This is a genomic window from Bradyrhizobium sp. 521_C7_N1_3 (genome assembly GCF_052075975.1).
GTDB lineage: Bacteria > Pseudomonadota > Alphaproteobacteria > Rhizobiales > Xanthobacteraceae > Bradyrhizobium > Bradyrhizobium japonicum.
On the sequence record NZ_CP197232.1, the window covers coordinates 3,135,776 to 3,158,363 of the forward strand.

The following is a 22,588-nucleotide window of genomic DNA, read 5'->3' on the forward strand; positions in this document are numbered from 1 at the left end:
GATTATGGGGTATCCCGATATCGACGCCTCATGCGAATGAATGATGCCAGCGAGGAGTGCGCCCGCGATAGTCTTTCGATGCCCACAACCGATGAAAGCAATGCCGAAATGAGTCCGACTCGTCAGTTGATGGGACGACTTGTCTATGCCGCATCCGGTGTCTCCCTTCTCTCCATCATCGGCCAGCTCACGGTAGTTGCAAGCATTCCGCTCCTGACGAGGCTCTATTCACCGTCGGATTTTGGCGTTTTCACCATCTATCTCGGGATCGTGAATATCCTGGCGGCAGCCGCTGCACTCCGGCTTAACGTATCGCTCTATGTGGTCGCGATAGGGGAGCAGGCATATGCCGCGTTCAAGCTTGTAATTGTGACAATCGCTTCGACGAGCCTGCTCACCGCCGGGGCAGGCGTTCTGTTGGCGCCGTCAGCGCCGGAGCGGCTGCTTGCGCTCGTCTATCTTGTGCCAATTGGCATGGCAACAACGGGCATCGTCGAGGCCTTGAACTGCTGGAGCCTCAGCCGCGGTCGACTTCGCGATTTTGCCATTGGCAAACTTGTCGCTCCGGTTTTCATGGCGTTATCGCAAGTGAGCTTTGGTCTCCTTCAGTGGGGCGGCGATTCAATGGTGCTGGCACACATACTGAGCCAGCTGGTGCTGATCGGTTTTCTCAGCATCCGCGTGTTCACATGGAACGAGGTGTGTCGCGTGACGCGAGTTCCATGGAAGGACTTGATGGCCGTCGCCAGAGGCGAATACAAATTTCCTCTGTTCGACTTGCCTGGGACAATCCTGAACTTCGGGATAATCAACCTCCCGGCCATTCTCATCGGGTCGCTGTTCGGTACATCCATGGCAGGACACTTCGGTGTCGCCGCGCGGTTGTTTTCGAGTCCCATCAGCCTGGTTGCGCTGCCGCTTAGCAATGTATTTGTCAGCGAGGCAACCAAGGGAAACGAGCGCTGCAAAAGTGAACATTCCTACAAGAGTGGAGTATTTCTTGTCTTGCTCGCCGGCGCTCTCATAACTTTGCCGGCATTGGCGATCGGAGCCGCGGCGCCTTATTTTGTCGGTCCGCTACTGGGCCCCGATTGGATTTTGACAGGAAACCTGATGACAGCGCTGGCGCTGACGGGCGCCGCACAGGCCCTGTCAACTCCGGTACAGGAGGTGCCGAGCCTGCTGCGTCGGCAAGGTCTCGGGCTCATAATCGACTCGGTGCGAACCTTCCTTGTGTTCGCGCCTATCCTGCTCGGCGTTTACGACAAATGGGATCCGCTGCATATCATCTACGCAATGTCTGCTGGCGGAGCCATCGGCTATCTCCTGAGAACGGCCGTTTGTCTGCTTCTGCTGAGAGGCGCTTCGAATCGGAACGGTGTGGCCGCGCCAAAGCCGGTTCATCATCTCGGATTGATCCGCACCGAAACCGGAGAGGTCGCATGAAGGCTGCTGGGTGCGCTGGCGGTTCCAGCGAACCGCCTGTGGTGGCGGAAAGTGCGGTAAGCCGGTCGCGTCACTCCTAAAGTTCAAGCGGCATGGCTCGCAACGCTCATCCCTTCGAGCAGCGCTTTGATGGCGTGACGTGCGGTGCGGGGGCACCGGGTTCGAATACAGTCGTTGGATTCGGGTTCGCTTCAATTTTTCGGGCGGTCGGCAATTTCAACTTAAGCTCGCATTCATTTTGTAATACACAATGACGCATTGTTTTTTTCTTCTTAAGGCCTTGCGCCATGGAATTGACCCCGAACAATTTGGACCAGCTTTCCGGGATTGCCCAATGTCTCGATGACCAATGGGCCCCGCCTGACATCGCCCAGGAAGCTGCGGAGAGCGCCAAGCCGCTGTCCGCCTACGCCGAGCGGATTCAGCCGGCGATGAAGACGGAGTTCTTCAAGGCGCTGCTGACGCTGCGTTCGGTGGTGGTCAATCGCGCGTACCTCCTCCACAACGAGGCGGTCAAGGCACTCTATCTCGGCGCAGGTTCGCAGCCGGAGTCATTTGAAAGACTCGTGCAGGATCGCGCGATCGTCCCTTTCCTCTACGACGAGCGGCAACTCTCGGACTTCAAGGGCACGGACCTGTCGCGCGACGTCGAGGATTACTGGACCAGGGCCGAGTCAAAAAACACGAACAAGCTGAGATTGAGCTGGGACGACAGGCGAAACGGAACCCTGATCACGGACCACATTTCCAAGCGCTTCGGAGGTTTCTTCAAGACGATCGACGATCTGAGGCCCGATCTCCTTCGCAAGGATTTCTCGCTTTCAACGTTCGATGACGAGAGCATCAAGCAGATGCTCAAGGACGTTCGCGATTTTGCCAATCGGGTGCAGGACGAGACCGGTCGTCCGGTCAAACGCAAGGAAATCTACCAAAAGTTCGTCTGCGTGGACGGCCTGCACAAGGATCACCTGGTTTTTGATCTCAAGAAACCGCTGGCGATGCAGATCAAGGCGCTCGCGGACCTCAAGTACAACGTCAATCTGCCCGATGTTCTCAACCGATATGTCGTCACGTCCCAGGGATCGACCAGTCGTGAGTGTTTGCAGGAGATCAAGGAACTCACGGAAGGCATCAAGGAGGTGGACGAGAAGGAGTTGCACGATCTCATGATGGCTGTTGCCGGGGTCGGTCTGGACATCGCCAGTCAGGCCGTTCAATTGACCGATATCGGTTCGGTCAGCCTGGACGACATCATAGCGGTCAGGAACGATCCGATATGGGCGTTGCATCATGAGATCGCCGTCGAGAATCTGCCGGACAACAAGCGGCCGATGTCGGAGCAGAAATTCGTTCAGGATCCATTGGAGTCCATTCGGCGCGTCTCCGGTTCGCTGGGAAACGTGGTTGAGCGTCTGGGCCAGATCCAGCGCGACACTCGCCTCCGCGAAGCCACCGAGCGTTGGGAGGTTCGGCTGAGTGCGTTGGGCATTTTCGAGATGGTCGCCTCGGAAGCTGGGCACGCGTTCGGCTTGCCGCATCTGCCCGAGGATCCGGTCAGCGAACACTCGCTGTCGCGAGGAATGGTGCCTCTCGTCGCTCACGCAGTCGTCTATCTCGAGGGAGGCGGGTTGAAATATGAAATGAAGCAGCCCGTCTTCCAGGGCAAAATCTGGGCGGAAACCGCCGCAAAGATTGCTCGGGAGGTTCGTAGCCGCCTGTCGTTCGAGGGCACCGAGATAGCGCCGTCGAGGGATCAATTGCGTCCGGATCAGCAGGGCGGCGGGCTCGAGGTCAAGGATCGGGACAATTGAACTGCGGTGTACCCCTGCCAAAACCGGGCGGCACCGCAAGGCATCGCCGCCAAAACGACAAGAAGCCGCTCGACCGTGATCGTGGCTCACTGGCCTGCTGGTGGCAGCGGCAGGCTCATGTCAATCTTCACAGGCCATGTCAATCTTCACAGCCCATGCCAATCTTCGCAGGCCCACGTCTCTTCATCTCTGACCAGGGAAAATCATGGTCGATCCAGCAGCCGGCATCGAGGCCTATCTCGACGTGCTCGCCAAATACCCCCAATTGTTCGAGCCGCGCCGCTATCGCCGGCTTGTGCTCGACCGTGCTCGCCTGGAGAACTACGCGCGCGAGCATGGCGTCGCGCTCGGGCTTGCCTTCTCCAATGACTACGTGCTCGTGCTCGTCGACCTGGTCGAGGTGGGCGAGGGCCCGGCCACGATCGTCCATCCCTATTTTCGGGTCGTCTCGCGCGGTCAATTGCTGGGTGGGCACAATGTCGTGGTCGTTGCCACGATCGCCGATCCGAAGTTGGGGAACGTCGGCGACATCGTGATGGTCGAGCAGGAGCGGCATGCGATCGGGCGGCTTATGCTGGAACTGCCGCGCGGATTCGCCGAACCGGGCATCGGGCTGGAAGCAAATGCCTTGAAGGAATTGGAGGAGGAGACCGGGTACGTCGGCGTCGAGCCGCGGCTGATCGGAACCGTCTTGACGGATACCGGCCTGATGGACAACGAAGTCCACATCGTGCATGCGTCGGTGATCGGCCATCGGGAGCGGTTACCCGAGATACGCGAGGTCATCACCCGGACCCTGTTGATGCCGGCCGATGCAATCTGGTCGAAAATCCTGTTGCGTGAGATCAAGGACAGCTACACGCTCGAAGCGATCGGAATCTGGAGCAGGCTGTCGGCGCGCCCGTAGTATTGCCTACCGCCGCGCCACCAGCACGCCCACCAGGAACGCCACCATCAGTGCCGGCAGTGGCGCCTCGCGCACCATGCCGCGAACGATGTCCGGCCAGTGCTGGTCCGGGACGAGGCTTGGAGACCTGACTTCAGCCATTGGTGTCATGCCCCAGTCGGAGGCAAGCTCGGCGATCTCGCTCGAGGCCAAACGCACGCCGTCGCGGACGCGGAAGATGGCGGCGTCGGATCGCTCGCGCGGCGCGAGCGCCATCAGCGTCGCGACGGCGGTGCGCAACGTCATCTCGCCAAAACCTAGCAGCCTTACCGACTCCTCGGGATCGGACGTCATGCGAAATCCCTCACAGCGCGAAGTGGTGCGCGATGGTGAATGCCGCCGTCGCGCACAGGACCAGCGTGGACACAGCGCCGGCCACCCCGCGCGCGAGATGGGCTCGCGTCAGGTGCCTGGTCATGATTTTGCTCCATGCTCTGCATGGCAATGGCGGTGCGCGGCGTTGGTTCCTCGCGTCGCTCGCGAATCGTCGCGTTCTGCGCACCGCACGCCTGGCTATTTCCGCAGCAGCTCGCTCAAGGCCGCCGTCGCCTCGGCGCAGCGGATGTCGTCGATCTCGCGCGACAGGTTGAGCGCGCTGGATCTCAGTTCTTCGAGCTTCCAACTCTCCGGATGCTGGCTTTCGAGCTGACCGAGACGCTTGTTCAGGTCATCCAGTCTCGATTGGAGCTGCCCGATGCTGGCGGCCCCATTCACTTTCCAAACGCGCTGTGCACGCATCGTAGTTCCCCTGCTAGTCTCACGGCGTTGTGAGCGGGGTTCGTGGCTGGAATGGGAGTTTCTTTTGTCCGGCTTCAGACGGTGGGGAACCGTTGCAAAACGGCAACGCGGGTTCCCGCGCGCTGACCGGCGCGGACAGGGCTATCGCCCATCGCCCGCGCCCTTATGCATATGCCGTCGCGTTGCCTGGTCGGGCCCGGCACGATCCGCGTCAGGCGGCGCTCGGCCACTCGGTTGATCGCTTTTCAATGCGGTTTTCCAGGATCGCGATGCTCACCTGGAGATTGTCGCGCCGGGCTCTCAGGTTCTGCGCGAGCATCGGGTAGGCGAGATTGTTTGGATCGGAGATCCCGGCCCTCCGCTCTTCCTCCAGAATGTCGGCGTCGAGCATTTGCGTCCGCCAACGCAGATCGGAGATCAGGACGTGGAGCTGTGCCGGGATGGTCGCTTCGAAACGGGACGTCGATTGCATGGGATCGCCTCACTATGAAACAGACCCACTGCGGGTCTGAGGGATTGGCGGACGAGCAGCAAGGAGAGTGCCAGCGCGCCGGCTGAGGGCGAAGGCCTGCCGGGCTGCTTGGTGCTGACGTCTGCCGCCTCCGGGGGACAATTGATCGAGATCAATTTCACCCGTCATACTCGCTCGGTATGCTGAGCCTCAGTGGGCGGTCACGCCTACTGTCATTGGGCAGAGGCATTGGGAGTGACCGACAGGGGCCGCCGGGAATTGCAGGGAGTTATCGGCGGCCCACTCCTTAGGAACATCCGCCCCACGATCTGACGACCGTGTTCCAGTTCGTGACAGTGCAGGCCTCACGCAGGGGATGTATGCTCGCAAAACGCGCAAGTGGTAGCGTGGTGTTGTGGCTGACCGGTTGTTTGTGACTCTGATCGTGCTGTCTGGCATCGGCTCGACGGTGCTCGCGGCAATCGTGGTGTTCTCGTTCTGAGATCGAGGAGCGCACGGGGTTCGCCGCTCTGCCCGGTGTAATGGTGACACGCCCGCGCGGTGGCTCGCACAACGCCGATGTGACGGGCTCAGCGATACGTCCAGACAATCGGGAGGTGAAGCATGTACCGGCATATTCTCATTCCGACAGATGGGTCGAAGCTAGCGGGGCGTGGGGTTGCGCATGGGTTGGCGTTGGCGAAATCCGTTGGAGCCAAGGTCTCCGTAATCTACGCTGTGGACTCGCTTCTTGCAGTGACGGGCGACTTTGCGAGCGTGTTGGATTGCGCGGCAAATGCGGCCAAGGAGGCTGGCGTTTCCTGCGAGACAATTCAGCTGGAGAACGTGCCACCTCATGAAGCCATCATCGCAACAGCCGAGGAAAAAGGCTGCGATCTCATTGTAATGTCATCGCATGGGCTCAGCGGACTTCCCATGCTTCTGATCGGCAGTGTGACAAACAAGGTGCTGACCTACGCGAAAACCCCCGTACTGGTTTGTCGGTGAATGTGCAGGCCGCTCGAAGATGGGGCACTCGCGAGCGGGATGGCCAGCGGCTCGTCCGGGCATGGTCCGCTATGCGTCCATGGCGGCCAAAGTCCGCGCCGGAAACCAGCGGGAGGGATTGGTGAGGGTCGTGCGCTTGATGCTGACGCACGGTCGCGTCGTGGTGACGATGCGTGGCGACAAGACAAGAAGCGACGCAGTGTCCCCTCAGAACGGGATCGATGGTGCGCGGACCCGGTTAATGAAAAATTAACGGAACAGGTAAACTTGGCAGTTTTCGTGATCGTGATGACGTGCGGCGCGTGACGCTATCCGGGCGTGTGAAGTTGTAGCGGTCCCTCCGCAATCGGTCGGCAGGGTCCTTTGGAGAGCGCCCCAAAGCGCGGGGACCGCGCGACCGCTCCCCTCGAGGCAATCTCGCTCGAGAAAACCCGTGGTTGCAGTTGCATTCTAATTCGTGATGCCGCGAGCAAGGTTCATTCGGGCAAGCCCGCTTTCCGAAGGCCCTCGATCAACAGCTTCGCGTTTGATTGCCCGCCCCGCACGATGAACGCTGATATTGTAAAGGCGGGATCGAACTCAAGCAGACGCGCCACCAACTCACGGGCCTCAGCCTCGCGCCCGAGATGGGCGAAAGCGGACGCGAGACAGCAGTAAGCCGGCCAATAGGAGGATCTCTGGCGTTGGGCTTTCTTGCCTGCGACGATGGCCTCGTCAAAGCGACGAAGCTCGATCAAAGCTATGCCCATCCCGACAAACGACGAATGTAGCAGCGGGTCTATCGGGTTCACGCGAATGGCACGTTCGAAGCTCTGGACAGCTTCCTGCGGTAGCCCCGCAGTTCTACAGACCCAGCCTCTGGCGGACCATGCGCCAAATGAATTGGGATTGAGCGCAACTGCCCGGTCAGCCAGTTCGATCTCACTTTCACAATCGCCAATCATGAACGCCGAGATTACAGCAGCCGCTGCTAACGTATCTGGATCACTATCGTCGACGCTCAATGCCAAGCGAGAAAGCCGAACGGCTTCCCTGCGGCCGAATTGGGGATCGTCAGCATAGCCGAAAAGGACGTTTCGCATGTGACAGAGACCTGCGAGAGCCGCGGCACCGCTGAACCGAGGGTGCAGTTCCAAGGCGCGGTGAGCCAACCTGATCGCGTCGGCCAACCCTTCGCGGGTCGCCAGGTAAGACTGCGGCAGAGCGCGGAGATAAAAATCATAGGCGGTGAGGCTCTCCGGTCGGCGCCGCGCCGCCATTGCGATTTCCGTTTGAACCAATTTTGGCTCGATAGCTGAGACAACGGCGACCGTCACTTCGTCCTGAAGCGCGAAAACGTCTGTCAGGTCGCGCTCGAACCGATCCGCCCAGATGTGTGCGCCGGTCACCGCGTCAATCAACTGCCCTGCGATGCGAACTTTCCCCGCTGCCTTGCGCACAGACCCCTCAAGGATATAGCGCACGCCAAGCTCGTGCCCGACCTGCTTCACGTTCACCGCCTTGCTCTTGTAGGTAAAGCTGGAATTGCGGGCGATCACGAACAGCCATTTGAACCGCGAAAGCGCGGTGATGATCTCCTCAACCATTCCGTCCGCAAAATACTCCTGTTCGGGATCGTCGCTCATGTTCTCGAACGGCAGCACGGCGATGGAGGGCCTGTCGGGAAGCGCAGGAGCGCTCTCGGGCGCGACTTCACCCGGATTTGAGGCCGCAACTTCTCGCGTCTCCTGCACCTGTCCGACGAAACGGAAGCCCTTGCGCGGAAGCGTCTTGATGAGGCGCTGCTCCTCTCCACTGTCGCCAATTGCACTTCGCGCGGCATTCAAGCGTGTCGTAAGTGCGGCATCGGATACGATGCGGCCGCTCCAGACGGCGTTGATAAGGTCGTCCTTGCTGACGACGCGCTCCCTGTTTCGGAGCAGGTATTCGAGCAGATCGAACACCTGCGGTGTAATGGAAACGACCTCTGCCCCGCGATGCAGTTCGCGTCGGTCGATGTCAAATGCGAATTCCTCGAAGCGATAGCGCAAGTTGCGAACCCCTTACGGTGTCCTCCCTTCGCAGGAAGGCATCTTTGCGCACCCAAAGGATAAGCCGCTGGCATGAAACATGTAAACCGATGGTTGAACGGGTTTGAGCCGTGGCATCTCATGTGATGCAGCGGAGCCCAGCCTCCGTTTTGGTCATTCGCGACCGGGTTGGCCAGCGGCAAGTCCGGGCATGGTCTGCTCTGCCGCCGAAAGCGGAAGTGAGCTATCCTACCGCGACGCAATAGGAATGACGCTGATGACCGAGACCGTCGCGCTCGCCACCAAGCCTGTCCCTCGACCGCGACCCAGAAAGACCGAGATCGTCAGCGCGTCGGCACTGGCGCTGCACCTCGATTGCAGCCGGGCCTACATCGACAAGCTCGAAGCCGAAGGCGTGATACAGCGGCAAGGTGACGGCTTCCCGCTCGACCAGAGCCGCGTTGCCTACCCCCGCTACTTGCGGCGCGAGCGGCGGCAATCGCCGCGCAGTGAGGCTGATGCCGATCACGTCAGGGTCAAGACCGAGATGCTGCAACTCCGGCTGATGGAGAAGAAGCGCGAACTTGTGCGTCGGATCGATGTCGACGCCCTGGTCGACGACATCGCTGGCGTCACCCTGACCGCGTTGTCGAGCATGCCTTCGCGGTGTGCGCCGCGCGGCGATCTTGCTATCCGTCGCAGCATCGAGCGCGTCGTGTTCGAGGTGCGCACCGAAATCGCTCGCGTCGGTCAGGAGATGGCCGACAAGTGCGGCGAGCCGCCACTCGATGAACCGTACGGATGATGCTGGCGCGACGGTGGCGATCGGCGGCAATGACAGCGTGTTTTCGAGAACACTGCAATCTCCTCATGCTGTTGCCGAAAAGCAACTGATTTATTGTTTCATCGTTGAACTGTTCCATTTTACGTTTACGCCGCAACAAACAGTTTTAGATTTGCGGTCTCCGGGCTGGGGCGTGTTTTACGACAGCTAATTTTCGAACCCGGAGGCTTTTCGAAATGATTTTGGAATTCCTCGCAATTTTTTCTCTCGTTCAGTTCGCCAACATGCTTTCGCGGCTGAACGCTCGACGGCATGACGTACTCTCCTATGTTTCAAGATCAGGTCCTTACGGGTAAGTGTGGCTAAAGCGGCATTGCTGACACCGTTTTGATGGCATCTATCCTGCCCGGTGCGCGAGGTAGCGATCGCCGCAGTGTTTCGCGTCGCCAACCGATACGTCGGCAACCTCGCATCGATGGCCGACGTGTTTCCCGACTATCCTGCGCCGGTCGTCGGCAACGCAGACGCAGGATGGTGTTGATGCGGTGGGGCATGCCGCCGCCACTCCGCACAGGCGTGCCGCCGGCCCCGGCCGTCGGGCAAAACACCGGGGCATTCCGAGCTGCGCCGGTGTCAAGCCGCGCCTGCAAGAATATTCCGCTTTACCGAAATTCGGAAACGGCGTATGTGTCGCGCATCCCGGCTCACCAAGAGGGGCGATCTTGTGTCGTCACGATACGCGAGCCGGGTTGCGGTGGACGCGGCAGCGTTGGGCGCGAGAGGCTAGGCAGGGCGGATTGCTCTCCGTGAGCCCAAGACTTCGTGCCGGATGAGCGGCGCTGCCAGGTTCGTCTCGTCTGTAAGTTTCCGGCTCCGTCGACAGGGCTGGAAAAACTGCGGCGACATGGCGGGCCGTGCGTACGGCAAAACCGTGTGGTCCTGGCCGTCGTTGCTACGGTCAAGTGCTTTGCGGATGCGGCAGTCGCGTCAACCGGCGCGCTGTCGGCGACTTTCGCAAGCGTGAGGGAGGCCAGAAGGAATTCGGCTCCCGGGAGAGCACGGCATAAGCCGTCCAACCATCGCGCAGGGAAGGCCGAGTGATTGGCGCCACCTGTATGCTGCTGTGCGGTTTCCTTGCGCTACCTTTCGCGCAGCGGACCGCGGGTGCGAGGTCAGCACCCGGCCTTCCCTGCGCCCTCTTGGCTTCGAGGGTGGAGTGACCAGGCAAAGCTCGGGCGAAATGCGCCGCGAGAAGGCGATGGTGTGTCTGTAACACTCGCTTTCATCGCCCGGCCTTGACCGGACGATCCAGTATTCCAGAGACGGCTGCGATTGAGCCGAGAGGCCGCGGCGTACTGGATTCCCCGCTTTAGCGGGGAATGACAGTGGTACTGAGAGGACGACGCCGATGCCCCTTGCTCCGTCATTGCGAGCACAGCGAAGCAATCCAGAGGCTTTCCGCGGAGGGATTCTGGATTGCTTCGCTGCGCTCGCAATGACGATGGGAAGAGAGCGTGCCCTCCATCCGTCCCCATCACAACTCCGTGCCTTGATTCGGGAACAATCATTCCCTATTACACCGCAATGCAAAAAGCCGCGCGCCGTCCCGAGCCTGCCGCCCGTCCACCCGGCCGTCCCCGGGAATTCGACATGGACACCGCGCTCGACCGCGCCGTACGCGTATTTTGCGAGCGGGGCTATCATGCCACCTCGATCGGCGACCTGACCGCCGCGATGCGGCTTGCCACCGGCAGCGTCTACAAGGCGTTTCGCGACAAGCAGGCCGTGTTCCTGGCCGCTTTCGAGCGCTATGCCACGGTGCGCCGGGAGCAGACCCGCAGCGCGGCCGCGCGCGGCACCAATGGTCGCGAGCGACTGCGCCATATGTTGCTGTCCTATGTCGAGCACTCCCAGGGGATCGAGGGCCGTCGCGGCTGCATCGTGGTCGGCGGCGCGGTCGAGCTCGCCGCGCTCGATCCGGGCGTCCGTGCCCGCGTCAACGCCCAGCTCGAGACCAACGAGGCCTTCATCGCCGGCCTCATCCGCGAGGGCCAGGCCGATGGCTCGATTCCCGCCCATGTTGCGACCGACGACACCGCGCGGCTGATGATCTGCATCACGCAGGGAATGCGCGTCGTCGGCAAGGCGCGCCTGCCGCTCGACGGCGAGCGCCTGGTCGGCGTCGCGATGAAACTGCTCGCCTGAATTCATGTCCTATTAGGGAATGATCATTCCCGATATCTGGAGTCTGTTGGAATGACGATGAATGCCACGATCGAGACCGCGCCCGGGCCGGATGCGGTGTCGCAGCGACTGACCTTCGTGCTGGCCGCGGCCTGTGGCATGGTCGCCGCCAACATCTACTACGCCCAGCCGCTGATCGCCCCGATCAGCGCCGCGCTCGGCCTCTCGCACGCGGCGGCCGGACTGATCGTCACCATGACGCAGATCGGCTACGGCGTGGGGCTCCTCTTCATCGTGCCGCTCGGTGACCTCGTCGAGAACCGCGCGCTGATCTGCTCCGTCATCACGCTCGGCGCGGCTTCACTGCTCGCCGCCGCGTTCGCCACCCACGCGTTGCCGTTCCTGATCGCCGCGCTATTCATCGGCCTCGGCTCGGTCGCCGTGCAGATCATCATTCCCTACGCGGCGCACCTTGCGCCGGAAGCCATTCGCGGCCGCGTCGTCGGCAACGTCTCGACCGGATTGATGCTGGGCATCATGCTGGCACGGCCGGTGTCGAGCTTCGTCACGGCAGCGCTGTCATGGCACGCGGTGTTCTTCATCTCCGCCGCGCTGATGATCGTGCTCGCGGCGGTGCTATGGACGACGCTGCCCAGGCGCAAGCCGGTCGCGCGCATGCATTACGGCACGCTGCTGCTGTCGATGCCGCATCTGGCCCGGACCACGCCGCTGCTCCGGCGCCGCGCGCTCTATCAGGCGAGCCTGTTCGGTGCCTTCACCCTGTTCTGGACGGTGGCGCCACTCCAGCTCGCCAGCGAATTCGGCTTCTCCCAGCGCGGCATCGCGCTGTTCGCGCTCGCCGGCGTCGCCGGCGTGTTCGCCGCGCCAATCGCGGGACGGCTCGCCGACCGCGGCCATAGCCGCATCGCGACGCTGGTCGCCATGCTGCTGGCGGCCGCCGGCTTCCTGGTGACCTATGTCGGCGCGGCCGGCTCGACGCTGAATCTCGCCTGCCTGGTCGTGGCCGCGATCGCCATCGATATCGGTGTCCAGGGGAACGTCGTGCTCGGCTTCCGCGCCATTTTCGTGCTCGGGCATGAGCACCGCAGCCGCCTCAACGGCCTCTATATGGCGACGTTCTTCGCCGCCGGCGCTGCCGGTTCTGCGGTCGGCGCCTGGGCCTTCGCGCAAGGCGGCTGGACGCTGGCGTCGGCCATTGGCCTTGCTCTGCCCGTCGCAGGCTTGCTCTATGCGGCGACAGAGTAGCGGTACGATCGTGCCCGCGGCCGTTTACCAAGCCCTGGATACGCAGCCCAACACCGTGCGATTTCCGTCTCGCGGTTTCCCTGCGGCTGTAGTACTTTGGTCGCAAGCGAGCCCGGTTAACGGGCGGCAGGGGGAGGCTGATGAGGCGTGCGGGACTGGTTGGCGTACCGCGAGTACGGCCATGGTCATGGCAGGCGTTTCTGCTCGGATTTGTCGTCGTCGCCATGTCGGCCGCGCTTCAAGGCGTCTGCGTCGCGCTCGGCGCCAAGCTCTATTTCGCGGCGTTCCTGCCCAGCCTGTTCGTGCTCGGAATCATCGCGGGCGCGCCGGCAGCGGCGTTCGCCGCGCTGCTCACCGTTCCGCTGGTATGGTGGGCGTTCATCCCGCCATTCTTCCAGTTCATGCCGCTCTCCAGCGCGGGCGCGGATTCCATCAACCTGTTCTGCCTGCTCGCGGCGCTCTTGATCGGCCTTGCCGATCTCTGCCGCGAGACGATGGCAATGATCAGCCGCGGCGGGTTGAAGCCCTCGGGCGAGAGCACGGCAACGAACTCGCAATAAATCCGCTTCGCGCGGAAGCGGCGCGTTGCGCCGGCGCAACAGTCCGGCAACCATCCGCGAGCTTGGTCCGCGCCGCTAACTTTTCGAAAAAGATTTAGCCGCAATTTCTCCCCCGGGAATGACGAGGGAGTTTTTGAACATGAACGGTCACGCCATCTTTGAGAACGTGCGCCGCTATCGCGGCATCGCATCGCTCTATCGCCAGACCGCTGCATTCCGCCCGGGCCAGAGCTGGTCGCTTCTGGAGCAGGCGAGCGAGTGGGAAGCGCGGGCGCTGTCGGAGCTGGAAGCCTATTTCGCCGCGCGCGCGGATTACGCCGCCGTCCAGCGCGCTGCCTGATCGTTAACCATCACAGGTATTCGTATCGATGACGAACGGCGCGAACGACACGCGATGGGACGCAGACGTTCGCGCCATGGCCGTCAGAACCGGTAGCTCGCCTGAACCCTCACGGTGCGGCCCTGGCCGGGCGAGATGTTGTTGTTGCCGTCGGCGGACGCCCAATAGCCGCGGTTGAAGATGTTCTCGACCGTGAGTTGCGCCCGCCAGTTGGCATCGATCGTGGCGTAGACGCCGGCATCGAAGCGCACGAAGCCCGGCAGTCTCACCGTGTCATCCGACGACGCAAAGGAATCGCCGAAATAGATGATGCCGAGCGCGGCCGCCCACATCGGCGTGAACTGGTACTTGTTCCACCAGGCGAACTGATTGTACGGCACGAGCTGCACGCGATTGCCCGGCACCACGGTCGCCGACGTCGCGCTGGTGATCTTCGCATCGGTATAGGCGTAGCCGAGCACGGACTGCCATTGCTCGGTGACGTAGCCGACGAGGCTCGCCTCGAAGCCGCGCGTCAGCGTGCTGCCGGAGGGCAGGAAGAAGCCGGGATTGTTGCCGTCCGCGATCGGCTGGTTGGTGCGGTTGAGGTTGTAGATCGCCGTCGAGAACAACAGCTTCGGGTTGATGTTCCACTTCATCCCGACCTCGGTGTTCTCGAACTTCTGCGGCTGCAGGATCAGCGTGCCGTCGTTGAGCGAGGAGAACTGGTCGCCGGAGGCGGGCAAATACGAGATGCTGTAGGCGGTGTAGACCGACATCGTCTCCATCGGCTTGAGGAGCACGGCCGCCTGCGGCGACACCAAATTGTCGGTGCGATTGCGGTTGAGGTTGGTGTTCATGTCCAGTGCCGACATCTCGAAGCGGTCGAACCGCGTGCCCACGATGAGCTGGAGCGCGCGCGAGAACTCGATGGTATCGCGCAGGTAGCCGGACTCGACGTTCAACGCATATTTGCTGTTCGAATCCGGTGTCGTGACGCCGTCGGTGTTGGTACCAGTGAAGTGGTGAACGAAGTTGACCGGCCCGAAATAGGTCGGCGCGAACGGGTTCTGAACGATGGTGCTGGTGCCGTTCGGGAAGACGCCGGTGTTGCGGATGTCGACACCGGTCTGGCGGCCGAACTCGGTGCCGAAGCCCACCGTGTGCGCGATCGGGCCGGTCCAGCCCTTGTAGGTGAAGTCGGTCTGGTTGAAGAAATTGTCGCGGTTGGTCGTGTGCTGATAGGCGCCAAGGTTGACTGCGGTGTCGGCCGCATTGACGGCGCCGGCGAGCGGCCCGCCGGTCGGATAGACGTTCTGATAGAACTTCTGGTAGTCGGCCGCGAACGTGCCGTTGCGCACCGATAGTCCGTTCTGGAAATCGTGCTCGATGATCGCCATGCCGGTCTGCACCGTCGCTTGCGCGGTATTGAGGCTGGGGCTGCCGAAGAACGTCTGGAGATTGCCGTTCGGCGCAAACGGCGTCGTCGGATTGAAGCGCGTGACACCGCCGGGAAGGCTCTGCGAGGGATTGCCGCGATCTGCGGTGCGGCCGTCGTGGTAATATTCGTAAGACAGCTTGATCTTGGTGAAATCATCAGGCTTCAGCGTGACGGTCGGGTTGATGCCGTAGCGCTCGAGATGATTGAAGTCGCGGAAGGCGTCGCTGCCCTCGTAGAATACGTTCAGCCGCGCCGCGACGTTCTCGTTGATGGCCTGGCCGGCATCGAGCGTGACGCGGCGGTCGCCCCATGATCCCGTCTGTGCAGTGGCCTGGTAGATGCGGTTGCCGTCGGCCTCCTTGAGGGTACGATTGAGCACGCCACCGCCGGCGCCGCGGCCGAAGGTCAGCGCGCTCGGGCCCTTCAGCACCTCGATGCTCTGCGCGTTGTACATGTCGCGGAAATACTGCACGTCATCGCGGAAGCCGTTGACGAAGAAGTTCGCGCTGGAATCGACGCCGCGGATGACGAGCTCGTCGCGATTGCCTTCGCCCTGGTGGACGGCAACGCTCGGAACGTAGCGGGTGACATCGGTCAGGCCCTGGTAGTTCTGGTCGCGGATCTGCTGTTGGGTAATGACGGACAGGGATTGCGGGATGTCGACGATGGGCGTGTTGGACTTGGTGGCGACGGAGGTGCTGTTGGCGAAATAGCCGACCGTGCCGGTGCGCGCGTCCTGCGATGGCGCGAAGGGCTGTGGCGCGGCGGTCGTCTCCGGCCGCCGTGCCGTTTGCGTCCGGCGCGTCCGCGTACCGCTCGACCGGCGTGCGGCCGAAGCGGGATTGGTACGGCGCTGTGTTTCCGGCGCGGTCACGGTGACGGAGGGAATCGTCACGCCCTGTGCGGGCGTGGATTGCGCAAGGGCCTGCGGACTGGCGAAGAACGCAACTGACGTCATCAGCGCGGTCAACACGCCTCCGATACCCGAAAAATTGCGCTTGGACATGTAGCTTGCGGCAGGCAACAGCTCTCCCGCGGCGGCGATGTGGCTCATCGCGCCCCCCCTCACTCTGCAAAACTCACCCGAATTCCCCATTGCGCGGCCGGATGCGGGGCAAGGCGCATCCGTGCACGCGAAGTCACTGTGTGCATGAACACGGTGACCCCGCGGCCATTCCGCGCAGGATGATTTGAATCGTTCGAAACTCGTCGGGTTCCAAGCGATCACATGTTTCGGCGCGCCGGCAGGATCCGTGGCGACTACGGAGTTATCTCGGCGCCCGCGTGTGCTAGCACCGGACCGATCGAGATCTCCTGCGTCGGCCGGGCAAGCGATGACCACCTTCAACCGTATCTTCACGACGGAGCGTCTGCTCCAGATCATCGTCATTCTGGCCGCGACGATTGCGATGAAGCTGATGGGGTGAGTATTGGCGGACTATTGCCCGCCGAACTCGGGCACGTCGGGCAAATAGTTCGAGCCCTCGGAGCCCAGGAAATCGAACATCGCCTGCGCCGGTGGCAGCAACACCTTGTCGCTGCGGCGGATCACGTACCATTGCCGGACGATCGGCAAGCCGGCGACATCGAGCACGATGAGGCGACCTTCGGCGAGCTCATGCGCCACCGTGTGGGCCGAGATGAAGGCGATGCCGAGCCCGGCGATGACGGCCTGCTTGATGGTCTCGTTGCTGCTCATCTCCATGCCGATGATCGGCTCGAGATCGGATCTCTGGAACATGCCTTCCATCAGCGTGCGCGTCCCTGACCCCGGCTCGCGGGTGAGGAAGGTCTCGTGCACGAGGTCGGTCAGGTTGAGGCCGGAATCCTTCCCCAGCCAGTGTCCCTTGCGTGCGACGATGATGTGCGGATTGCGCCCGAGCTGACGCACGTCGACGCTGACGTCGGCCGGTGGCCGACCCATCACGGCGAAATCGAGATCGTAGCCGTGCATGGCCTCGCGGATCTCCTCGCGATTGCCGATCGTGAGCTTGATCTCGATCTTCGGATGCCGCTTCGAGAACGCCGCGATCGCATGCGGCACGAAATATTTCGCGGTCGAGACCGCGCCGAGATGCACCGTGCCGCCGGTCCGTCCAGCGAGCAGATCGAGCGCGCCCTGGCAGTCCATGATCGCGGCCTCGACGCGCTCGGCGAGCGCCAGCACCTCCCTGCCTGCCTCCGTCAGCAGCATGCCGTCGCCGGTCCGCTGCACCAGCGGCAGGCCGGCGAGGTCCTGAAGCTGCCGGAGCTGCTGGGTGACCGCAGGTTGGGTCAGGCCGAGCTGGCCCGAGGCCGCGGTGACGCTGCCTTTCGCCGAGAGCGCCGCAAGCGAGCGCAGCTGCCGGATCGTCAGATGCCGGAGCTGGGCCGCTGCGTGCCCGGGGCCATTATAAGAAAATTCTTTGGCGCTCATTATGAATAGAAATTTTCCTTATTAAGCCGCCCCTGTCAATCTCCTCGTGTTGGGACCGACTGCACCGACCTCCAGCGGGGAGGGAACTGGATGCGGCGCCCGCAAGGGGATGGACGCAGATGACCGGGCAACTCAGGTTGGACGACCACCTTCAACGGTATTCCGAGACGGCGCCGCACGCGCTGGCCGTGGCCGCCGCAGTCGACGCCATCGCAGCGGCGGCGATCGAGATCGCCGACCTCATTGCCACCGGCGATCTCGCGGACGCATCGGGCCTGACCACCGGCCGCAACAGCGACGGCGATCTCCAGCGCGACCTCGACCTCCAGGCCGATGCGATCCTGCGCCGCTGTCTCAGCAGACTGCCGATCGCGGCGCTCGCGTCGGAGGAGATGCGCGAGCCGCAAATCGGCGACCGCGAGGCAAAAATCTGCGTCGCGATCGATCCGCTCGACGGCTCCTCCAACATCGACATCAACATGACCGTCGGCACGATCTTCTCGATCCTGCCCGCCCCGGATGACCTGGCTCTCGCCTTCCACCAGCGCGGCTCGGCGCAGCTTGCTGCGGGGTTCGTCACGTATGGGCCGCAGACCTCGCTGGTGCTGACGCTCGGCGACGGCGTCGACATCTTCACGCTCGACCGCAAGGCGGGCTGCTTCCGCCTCGCGCGCAGCGCCGTGCAGATCTCCGAGACCTGCGAAGAATTCGCGATCAATGCGTCGAACCGCCGCCACTGGGATTCGCCGATCCGTGCCTTCGTCGACGAATGTCTTGCCGGCGTCGAAGGGCCCGCCAACCACAATTTCAACATGCGCTGGATCGGTTCGCTGGTTGCGGAGGCCTACCGAATCCTCACCCGCGGCGGCGTGTTCCTCTATCCCTCGGACGCGCGCCCCGGCTATGGCGACGGCCGCCTGCGCCTCACCTACGAGGCGCACCCGATGGCCATGATCATCGAGCAGGCCGGCGGCTCCGCCACGACCGGGCGCGAGCGCATCCTCGAGCTATCGGCGCAGAGCCTGCACCAGCGCGTGCCGCTGATCATGGGCTCGAGCAACGAGGTGCGTCGCGTCGAGGAACTGCATTGCGATCCGTTGCTGGTCGCCAGCATCTCCGCACCGCTGTTCGCGCGGCGCGGCTTCTTCCGGCTGTGAGCGAGGCGACCCATGTCCAGGAAGCATCCGATCATCTCCATCACCGGCTCCTCCGGCGCCGGCACCACCTCGGTCAAGAAGACGTTCGAGCAGATCTTCTTCCGCGAGAAGGTCAACGCCGTCTACATCGAGGGTGACGCCTTCCATCGCTATGACCGTGCCGAGATGCGAACGCAGATGGCGAAGGAAGCCGAACGCGGCAACAAGCATTTCAGCCATTTCAGCCCCGAGACCAACCTGTTCGAGGAGCTGGAGCGTGCCTTCCGCGACTATGGCGAGACCGGCACCGCGACGACGCGGCACTATGTCCACGATGCCGAGGAGTCCGCACTGCACGGTGCGGCGCCCGGGACCTTCACCGAATGGGAGCGGCTGCCGGAAAACTCGGACCTGTTGTTCTACGAGGGCCTGCACGGCGCCGTCGTCACCGACAAGGTCAATGTCGCGCGCTACGCCGATCTCAAGATCGGCGTCGTGCCGGTCATCAATCTCGAATGGATCCAAAAGCTGCACCGCGACCGCAGCGCCCGCGGCTATTCGACCGAGGCCGTCACCGACACCATCCTGCGGCGGATGCCCGACTACATCCACTACATCTGCCCGCAATTCACCGAGACCGACATCAACTTCCAGCGCGTGCCGACGGTGGATACCTCCAATCCGTTCATCGCGCGCTGGATCCCGACGCCCGACGAATCGATGGTCGTGATCCGCTTCAAGAATCCGCGCGGCATCGACTTTCCCTATCTGCTGTCGATGCTTCCCCACAGCTGGATGTCCCGCGCGAATTCCATCGTGTGTCCCGGCGCGAAGCTCGATCTGGCGATGCAGCTGATCCTGACGCCGCTGATCATGCAGCTGATCGAGCGCAAGCGAAATCTGAAGTGAACAGGGAGAGAATCCGATGAACATCTCCGTCCACGCCGAAGCCGACATCACGGCAGTCACACACAACGATCTCGCCAACGCAGTCCGTTTCCTCGCGGTTGACGCCATCGAGACCTCGCAGTCCGGCCATCCCGGCCTGCCCATGGGCATGGCCGACGTCGCAACCGTGCTGTTCTCGCGGTTCCTCAAATTCGACTCCGCGCATCCCAACTGGCCGGATCGCGACCGCTTCGTGCTGTCGGCGGGCCACGGTTCGATGTTGCTTTATGCGTTGCTGCATCTCACCGGCGGCGATGTCAGCCTGGACGACATCAAGGCGTTCCGGCAGTGGGGCTCGAAGACGCCGGGCCATCCGGAATACGGCCACACGCCCGGTGTCGAGACCACGACCGGCCCGCTGGGGCAGGGGATCGCGACCGCGGTCGGCATGGCGCTCGCCGAGCGCATGGCCAATGCACGGCACGGCGACGGCCTGGTCGATCACTTCACCTATGTGATCGCGGGCGACGGCTGCCTGATGGAAGGCATCAGCCAGGAGGCGATCTCGCTCGCCGGCCATCTCCAGCTCGGCCGGCTGGTCGTGCTGTTCGACGACAACGGCATCTCCATCGACGGGCCGACGTCGCTGGCCACTTCCGATGATCAGCTCGCGCGCTTTGCGGCGTCCGGCTGGTCGGTCCGCAGTGTCGACGGCCACGACCCCGAAGCGGTTGCGCGGGCGATTGCCGAAGAGCGTGAAAGCGCAAAACCGTCGCTGATCGCCTGCCGCACCATCATCGGCTATGGCGCACCGGACCGTCAGGGCACCGAGAAGGCGCATGGTGCGCCGCTGGGGACCGAGCAAACGGCGGCGGCGCGGCGGACGCTCGGCTGGGACTATCAGCCCTTCGTGGTCCCGATCCCGATCCTCAAGGCATGGCGGATGATCGGACAGCGCGGGCAGGTCGAGCGACTTGCCTGGCTCGACCGCTACGAATGCGCGACGGCCGCGCAGCGCGAGCTGTTCATCGAGGGCAAGGCCGTTGCCCTGCCGGAGGCCTATGCCCAGGCCTCGGCGAAATTGCGCGAGCGCTTCGCCAGCGAGCGTCCGAAGCTGGCGACGCGGCAAGCCTCGCAACAGGTGCTCGACGGCATCGCCGGGACAATTCCCGGACTGGTCGGCGGCTCGGCGGACCTGACGCATTCGAACCTCACGCACGCCAAAGCGCAGACTCCGGTGACGCGTGGGACGTTCGCCGGCGGCTACATCCACTACGGCATTCGCGAGCACGGCATGGCCGCCGCGATGAATGGCCTCGCGTTGCACGGCGGATTCATCCCCTATGGCGGCACCTTTCTCGCCTTCTCCGACTACAGCCGGCCGGCGATCCGTCTTGCGGCCTTGATGCGGCTGCGCGTCATCCATGTGATGACCCACGACTCCATCGGTCTTGGCGAGGACGGTCCCACGCATCAGCCCGTCGAGCATCTCGCGGCCCTGCGCGTCATCCCGAATCTTCTGGTCTTCCGCCCCGCCGACGCGGTCGAGACGCTGGAAGCCTGGGGATGCGCGCTCGAAGCGGAAGATCGCCCCTCCGTGCTGTGTCTGTCGCGTCAGGCGCTGCCGACATTCCGCAGCGACGTGCGCGGCAGGAACCGTGTCGCGCGCGGCGCCTACCTCATCGTCTCGCCGGACGGCGGTCGCGACGTCACGTTGATGGCGACCGGCTCCGAAGTCTCGATCGCACTGGAAGCCGCTCGCCTGCTCGCGACGGAACATATCCGCGCCGCCGTGGTCTCCGCGCCATGCTTCGCGCTGTTCGAGGAACAGCCGGAGGACTACCGCGCCTGCGTGCTCGGCACCGCTCCGCGCGTCGGCATCGAGGCCGCAGTCGCCGGCGATTGGCATCGCTGGATCGGCACTGACGGCGAGTTCGTCGGCATGCGCGGCTTCGGCGCCTCTGCGCCTGCGCCCGTGCTCTACCGCGAATTCGGCATCACGCCGCAAAGCGTTGCCGAAGCCGCCCGGCGGGCGATCACCCGCGCCGGCAAGCCATAACAGGAGGAACTTTCGTGGCCCGTATCACCCTTCGTCAGCTGCTCGATCACGCCGCCAGCCACGGCTACGCGGTGCCGGCGTTCAACATCAACAACATGGAGCAGGGTATTGCGATCATGCAGGCCGCCGCCGAGGTCGATGCGCCCGTGATCATCCAGGCCTCGCGCGGCGCGCGCAGCTATGCCGGCGATCTCATGCTCTCGCACATGATCGACGCGCTGGAGCGGACCTATCCGGACATTCCGCTCTGCATGCACCAGGACCACGGCAATGACGAGGCGACCTGCGCCTCCGCCATCGCCCACGGCTTCACCTCGGTCATGATGGACGGCTCGCTCAAGGCCGACGCCAAGACCGCCGCCGATTACGACTACAATGTCGCGATCACCCGCCGCGTCGTCGATCTCGCGCACTGGGTGGGCGCCTCCGTCGAAGGTGAGCTCGGCGTGCTCGGCTCGCTCGAGCATGGTGGCGGCGAGCAGGAGGACGGCCACGGTGTTGAGGGCAAGGTCAGCCACGACCAGCTCCTCACCGATCCCGACCAGGCCGTCGACTTCGTCCGCGCCACCAACGTCGATGCGCTCGCGATCGCGATGGGCACGTCCCACGGCGCCTACAAGTTCAGCCGCAAGCCTGATGGCGACATCCTGGCGATGCGGGTTGTCGAGGAGATTCACCGCCGCCTGCCGAACACGCATCTCGTGATGCACGGCTCCTCTTCGGTGCCGCAGCCGCTCCAGGACATGTTCAACCAGTTCGGCGGTGAGATGCCGCAGACCTGGGGCGTGCCGGTGGAGGAGATCGTCCGCGGCATCAAGAGCGGCGTGCGAAAGGTCAACATCGACACCGATTGTCGCCTGGCGATGACCGCGGTGTTCCGCAAGGTCGCCGCGCAAACGCGCTCGGAGTTCGATCCGCGCAAATTCCTCAAGCCTGCGATGGATGCGATGCGCGAGCTCTGCCGCGATCGCTTCGAGCAGTTCGGCACCGCGGGCCACGCCAGCAAGATCAAGGTCATTCCCTTGAGCGAGATGGCGCGGCGCTATCGCGCCGGCGATCTCGACCCGCGTATCGGCACCCGCGAACCGGTCGCCGCCTAATCATTCAGAGAGAGAAGAGCAGGAGA

The 22,588-nt window shown here is 63.1% G+C and carries 20 protein-coding genes; 14 read left to right on the forward strand and 6 right to left on the reverse strand.

Annotation, left to right across the window (positions count from 1 at the left end; genetic code table 11):
- Positions 1 to 36: 36 nt before the first annotated feature.
- The 3 genes from AB7008_RS14510 (at position 37) to AB7008_RS14520 (ending at position 4,164) form a co-directional block, all read left to right on the forward strand.
- A complete protein-coding gene (locus tag AB7008_RS14510) occupies positions 37 to 1,446 on the forward strand; it encodes a lipopolysaccharide biosynthesis protein (protein WP_441258943.1) in 1,410 nt (469 codons plus the stop codon).
- A 473-nt stretch (positions 1,447 to 1,919) separates the two neighbouring features.
- Complete coding sequence (locus tag AB7008_RS14515; RefSeq protein ID WP_441258944.1) at positions 1,920 to 3,257, forward strand: hypothetical protein; 1,338 nt, start codon at positions 1,920 to 1,922, stop codon at positions 3,255 to 3,257.
- 205 nt (positions 3,258 to 3,462) lie between these two features.
- Positions 3,463 to 4,164, forward strand: a complete 702-nt coding sequence (locus AB7008_RS14520; RefSeq protein WP_441258945.1) for an NUDIX hydrolase — start codon at positions 3,463 to 3,465, stop codon at positions 4,162 to 4,164.
- Positions 4,165 to 4,170: 6 nt separating this feature from the next.
- Here AB7008_RS14520 and AB7008_RS14525 read toward each other — a convergent pair whose 3' ends face one another.
- The 3 genes from AB7008_RS14525 to AB7008_RS14535 form a co-directional block, all read right to left on the reverse strand.
- Positions 4,171 to 4,497 (reverse strand): hypothetical protein, encoded by a 327-nt coding sequence (locus AB7008_RS14525; RefSeq protein WP_028158120.1) that lies wholly within the window; start codon positions 4,495 to 4,497, stop codon positions 4,171 to 4,173.
- A 219-nt stretch (positions 4,498 to 4,716) separates the two neighbouring features.
- Positions 4,717 to 4,941, reverse strand: coding sequence for a hypothetical protein (locus tag AB7008_RS14530; protein ID WP_248881750.1), 225 nt, complete (start codon positions 4,939 to 4,941; stop codon positions 4,717 to 4,719).
- Positions 4,942 to 5,152: 211 nt separating this feature from the next.
- On the reverse strand, positions 5,153 to 5,332 hold the full coding sequence (locus AB7008_RS14535) for a hypothetical protein (protein ID WP_430649097.1): 180 nt from the start codon (positions 5,330 to 5,332) through the stop codon (positions 5,153 to 5,155).
- Positions 5,333 to 6,016: 684 nt separating this feature from the next.
- On the opposite strand from AB7008_RS14535, the gene AB7008_RS14540 reads away from it, so the two are divergent.
- The gene (locus AB7008_RS14540) at positions 6,017 to 6,400 is read left to right on the forward strand and encodes a universal stress protein (protein ID WP_014497285.1); all 384 of its coding nucleotides are present in this window, start codon (positions 6,017 to 6,019) and stop codon (positions 6,398 to 6,400) included.
- 476 nt (positions 6,401 to 6,876) lie between these two features.
- On the opposite strand, the gene AB7008_RS14545 is transcribed toward AB7008_RS14540, so the two are convergent.
- Positions 6,877 to 8,430 (reverse strand): winged helix-turn-helix domain-containing protein, encoded by a 1,554-nt coding sequence (locus AB7008_RS14545; protein ID WP_441258946.1) that lies wholly within the window; start codon positions 8,428 to 8,430, stop codon positions 6,877 to 6,879.
- A 256-nt stretch (positions 8,431 to 8,686) separates the two neighbouring features.
- Here AB7008_RS14545 and AB7008_RS14550 point away from each other — a divergent pair, with 256 nt between their 5' ends.
- The 6 genes from AB7008_RS14550 (at position 8,687) to AB7008_RS14575 (ending at position 13,543) form a co-directional block, all read left to right on the forward strand.
- Positions 8,687 to 9,214, forward strand: coding sequence for a hypothetical protein (locus AB7008_RS14550; protein WP_248881753.1), 528 nt, complete (start codon positions 8,687 to 8,689; stop codon positions 9,212 to 9,214).
- On the forward strand, positions 9,198 to 9,404 hold the full coding sequence (locus tag AB7008_RS14555) for a hypothetical protein (protein WP_248881754.1): 207 nt from the start codon (positions 9,198 to 9,200) through the stop codon (positions 9,402 to 9,404). The genes AB7008_RS14550 and AB7008_RS14555 overlap by 17 nt, the downstream gene beginning before the upstream one ends.
- 1,373 nt (positions 9,405 to 10,777) lie before the next feature.
- Complete coding sequence (locus AB7008_RS14560; protein WP_441258947.1) at positions 10,778 to 11,398, forward strand: TetR/AcrR family transcriptional regulator; 621 nt, start codon at positions 10,778 to 10,780, stop codon at positions 11,396 to 11,398.
- A 51-nt stretch (positions 11,399 to 11,449) separates the two neighbouring features.
- Positions 11,450 to 12,643, forward strand: a complete 1,194-nt coding sequence (locus AB7008_RS14565; protein WP_441258948.1) for an MFS transporter — start codon at positions 11,450 to 11,452, stop codon at positions 12,641 to 12,643.
- 140 nt (positions 12,644 to 12,783) lie between these two features.
- Complete coding sequence (locus tag AB7008_RS14570; protein ID WP_441258949.1) at positions 12,784 to 13,203, forward strand: DUF4118 domain-containing protein; 420 nt, start codon at positions 12,784 to 12,786, stop codon at positions 13,201 to 13,203.
- A gap of 139 nt (positions 13,204 to 13,342) precedes the next feature.
- Positions 13,343 to 13,543, forward strand: coding sequence for a hypothetical protein (locus AB7008_RS14575; protein ID WP_014497279.1), 201 nt, complete (start codon positions 13,343 to 13,345; stop codon positions 13,541 to 13,543).
- A gap of 83 nt (positions 13,544 to 13,626) precedes the next feature.
- On the opposite strand, the gene AB7008_RS14580 is transcribed toward AB7008_RS14575, so the two are convergent.
- Together AB7008_RS14580 and AB7008_RS14585 are read right to left on the reverse strand one after the other, a co-directional pair.
- Positions 13,627 to 16,017 carry a TonB-dependent receptor gene (locus AB7008_RS14580; RefSeq protein ID WP_441258950.1) on the reverse strand — a complete coding sequence of 797 codons (2,391 nt, stop codon included), beginning with the start codon at positions 16,015 to 16,017 and terminating at the stop codon, positions 13,627 to 13,629.
- 384 nt (positions 16,018 to 16,401) lie between these two features.
- Positions 16,402 to 17,379, reverse strand: a complete 978-nt coding sequence (locus tag AB7008_RS14585; RefSeq protein WP_264622083.1) for a LysR family transcriptional regulator — start codon at positions 17,377 to 17,379, stop codon at positions 16,402 to 16,404.
- A gap of 119 nt (positions 17,380 to 17,498) precedes the next feature.
- On the opposite strand from AB7008_RS14585, the gene AB7008_RS14590 reads away from it, so the two are divergent.
- From AB7008_RS14590 to fba, 4 genes are read left to right on the forward strand one after another with little or no spacing between them, the layout of a single operon-like run.
- A complete protein-coding gene (locus tag AB7008_RS14590) occupies positions 17,499 to 18,536 on the forward strand; it encodes a class 1 fructose-bisphosphatase (protein WP_041954402.1) in 1,038 nt (345 codons plus the stop codon).
- 12 nt (positions 18,537 to 18,548) lie between these two features.
- Positions 18,549 to 19,424 carry a phosphoribulokinase gene (locus AB7008_RS14595; protein ID WP_028158112.1) on the forward strand — a complete coding sequence of 292 codons (876 nt, stop codon included), beginning with the start codon at positions 18,549 to 18,551 and terminating at the stop codon, positions 19,422 to 19,424.
- 16 nt (positions 19,425 to 19,440) lie between these two features.
- Positions 19,441 to 21,462 (forward strand): transketolase, encoded by a 2,022-nt coding sequence (tkt, locus tag AB7008_RS14600; protein ID WP_441258951.1) that lies wholly within the window; start codon positions 19,441 to 19,443, stop codon positions 21,460 to 21,462.
- A 14-nt stretch (positions 21,463 to 21,476) separates the two neighbouring features.
- Positions 21,477 to 22,562 (forward strand): class II fructose-bisphosphate aldolase, encoded by a 1,086-nt coding sequence (fba, locus tag AB7008_RS14605; RefSeq protein WP_441258952.1) that lies wholly within the window; start codon positions 21,477 to 21,479, stop codon positions 22,560 to 22,562.
- Positions 22,563 to 22,588 lie beyond the last annotated feature (26 nt).

What these genes read in the sequence shown, in the direction of transcription:
- AB7008_RS14510 (WP_441258943.1), top strand. Translation starts at nt 37, where the DNA reads ATGAATGATGCCAGCGAGGAGTGCGCCCGCGATAGTCTTTCGATGCCC.
- AB7008_RS14520 (WP_441258945.1), top strand. Translation starts at nt 3,463, where the DNA reads ATGGTCGATCCAGCAGCCGGCATCGAGGCCTATCTCGACGTGCTCGCC.
- AB7008_RS14525 (WP_028158120.1), bottom strand. Translation starts at nt 4,497, where the DNA reads ATGACGTCCGATCCCGAGGAGTCGGTAAGGCTGCTAGGTTTTGGCGAG.
- AB7008_RS14530 (WP_248881750.1), bottom strand. Translation starts at nt 4,941, where the DNA reads ATGCGTGCACAGCGCGTTTGGAAAGTGAATGGGGCCGCCAGCATCGGG.
- AB7008_RS14535 (WP_430649097.1), bottom strand. Translation starts at nt 5,332, where the DNA reads ATGCTCGACGCCGACATTCTGGAGGAAGAGCGGAGGGCCGGGATCTCC.
- AB7008_RS14540 (WP_014497285.1), top strand. Translation starts at nt 6,017, where the DNA reads ATGTACCGGCATATTCTCATTCCGACAGATGGGTCGAAGCTAGCGGGG.
- AB7008_RS14550 (WP_248881753.1), top strand. Translation starts at nt 8,687, where the DNA reads ATGACCGAGACCGTCGCGCTCGCCACCAAGCCTGTCCCTCGACCGCGA.
- AB7008_RS14555 (WP_248881754.1), top strand. Translation starts at nt 9,198, where the DNA reads ATGAACCGTACGGATGATGCTGGCGCGACGGTGGCGATCGGCGGCAAT.
- AB7008_RS14560 (WP_441258947.1), top strand. Translation starts at nt 10,778, where the DNA reads ATGCAAAAAGCCGCGCGCCGTCCCGAGCCTGCCGCCCGTCCACCCGGC.
- AB7008_RS14565 (WP_441258948.1), top strand. Translation starts at nt 11,450, where the DNA reads ATGACGATGAATGCCACGATCGAGACCGCGCCCGGGCCGGATGCGGTG.
- AB7008_RS14570 (WP_441258949.1), top strand. Translation starts at nt 12,784, where the DNA reads ATGAGGCGTGCGGGACTGGTTGGCGTACCGCGAGTACGGCCATGGTCA.
- AB7008_RS14575 (WP_014497279.1), top strand. Translation starts at nt 13,343, where the DNA reads ATGAACGGTCACGCCATCTTTGAGAACGTGCGCCGCTATCGCGGCATC.
- AB7008_RS14580 (WP_441258950.1), bottom strand. Translation starts at nt 16,017, where the DNA reads ATGAGCCACATCGCCGCCGCGGGAGAGCTGTTGCCTGCCGCAAGCTAC.
- AB7008_RS14585 (WP_264622083.1), bottom strand. Translation starts at nt 17,379, where the DNA reads ATGAGCGCCAAAGAATTTTCTTATAATGGCCCCGGGCACGCAGCGGCC.
- AB7008_RS14590 (WP_041954402.1), top strand. Translation starts at nt 17,499, where the DNA reads ATGACCGGGCAACTCAGGTTGGACGACCACCTTCAACGGTATTCCGAG.
- AB7008_RS14595 (WP_028158112.1), top strand. Translation starts at nt 18,549, where the DNA reads ATGTCCAGGAAGCATCCGATCATCTCCATCACCGGCTCCTCCGGCGCC.
- tkt (WP_441258951.1), top strand. Translation starts at nt 19,441, where the DNA reads ATGAACATCTCCGTCCACGCCGAAGCCGACATCACGGCAGTCACACAC.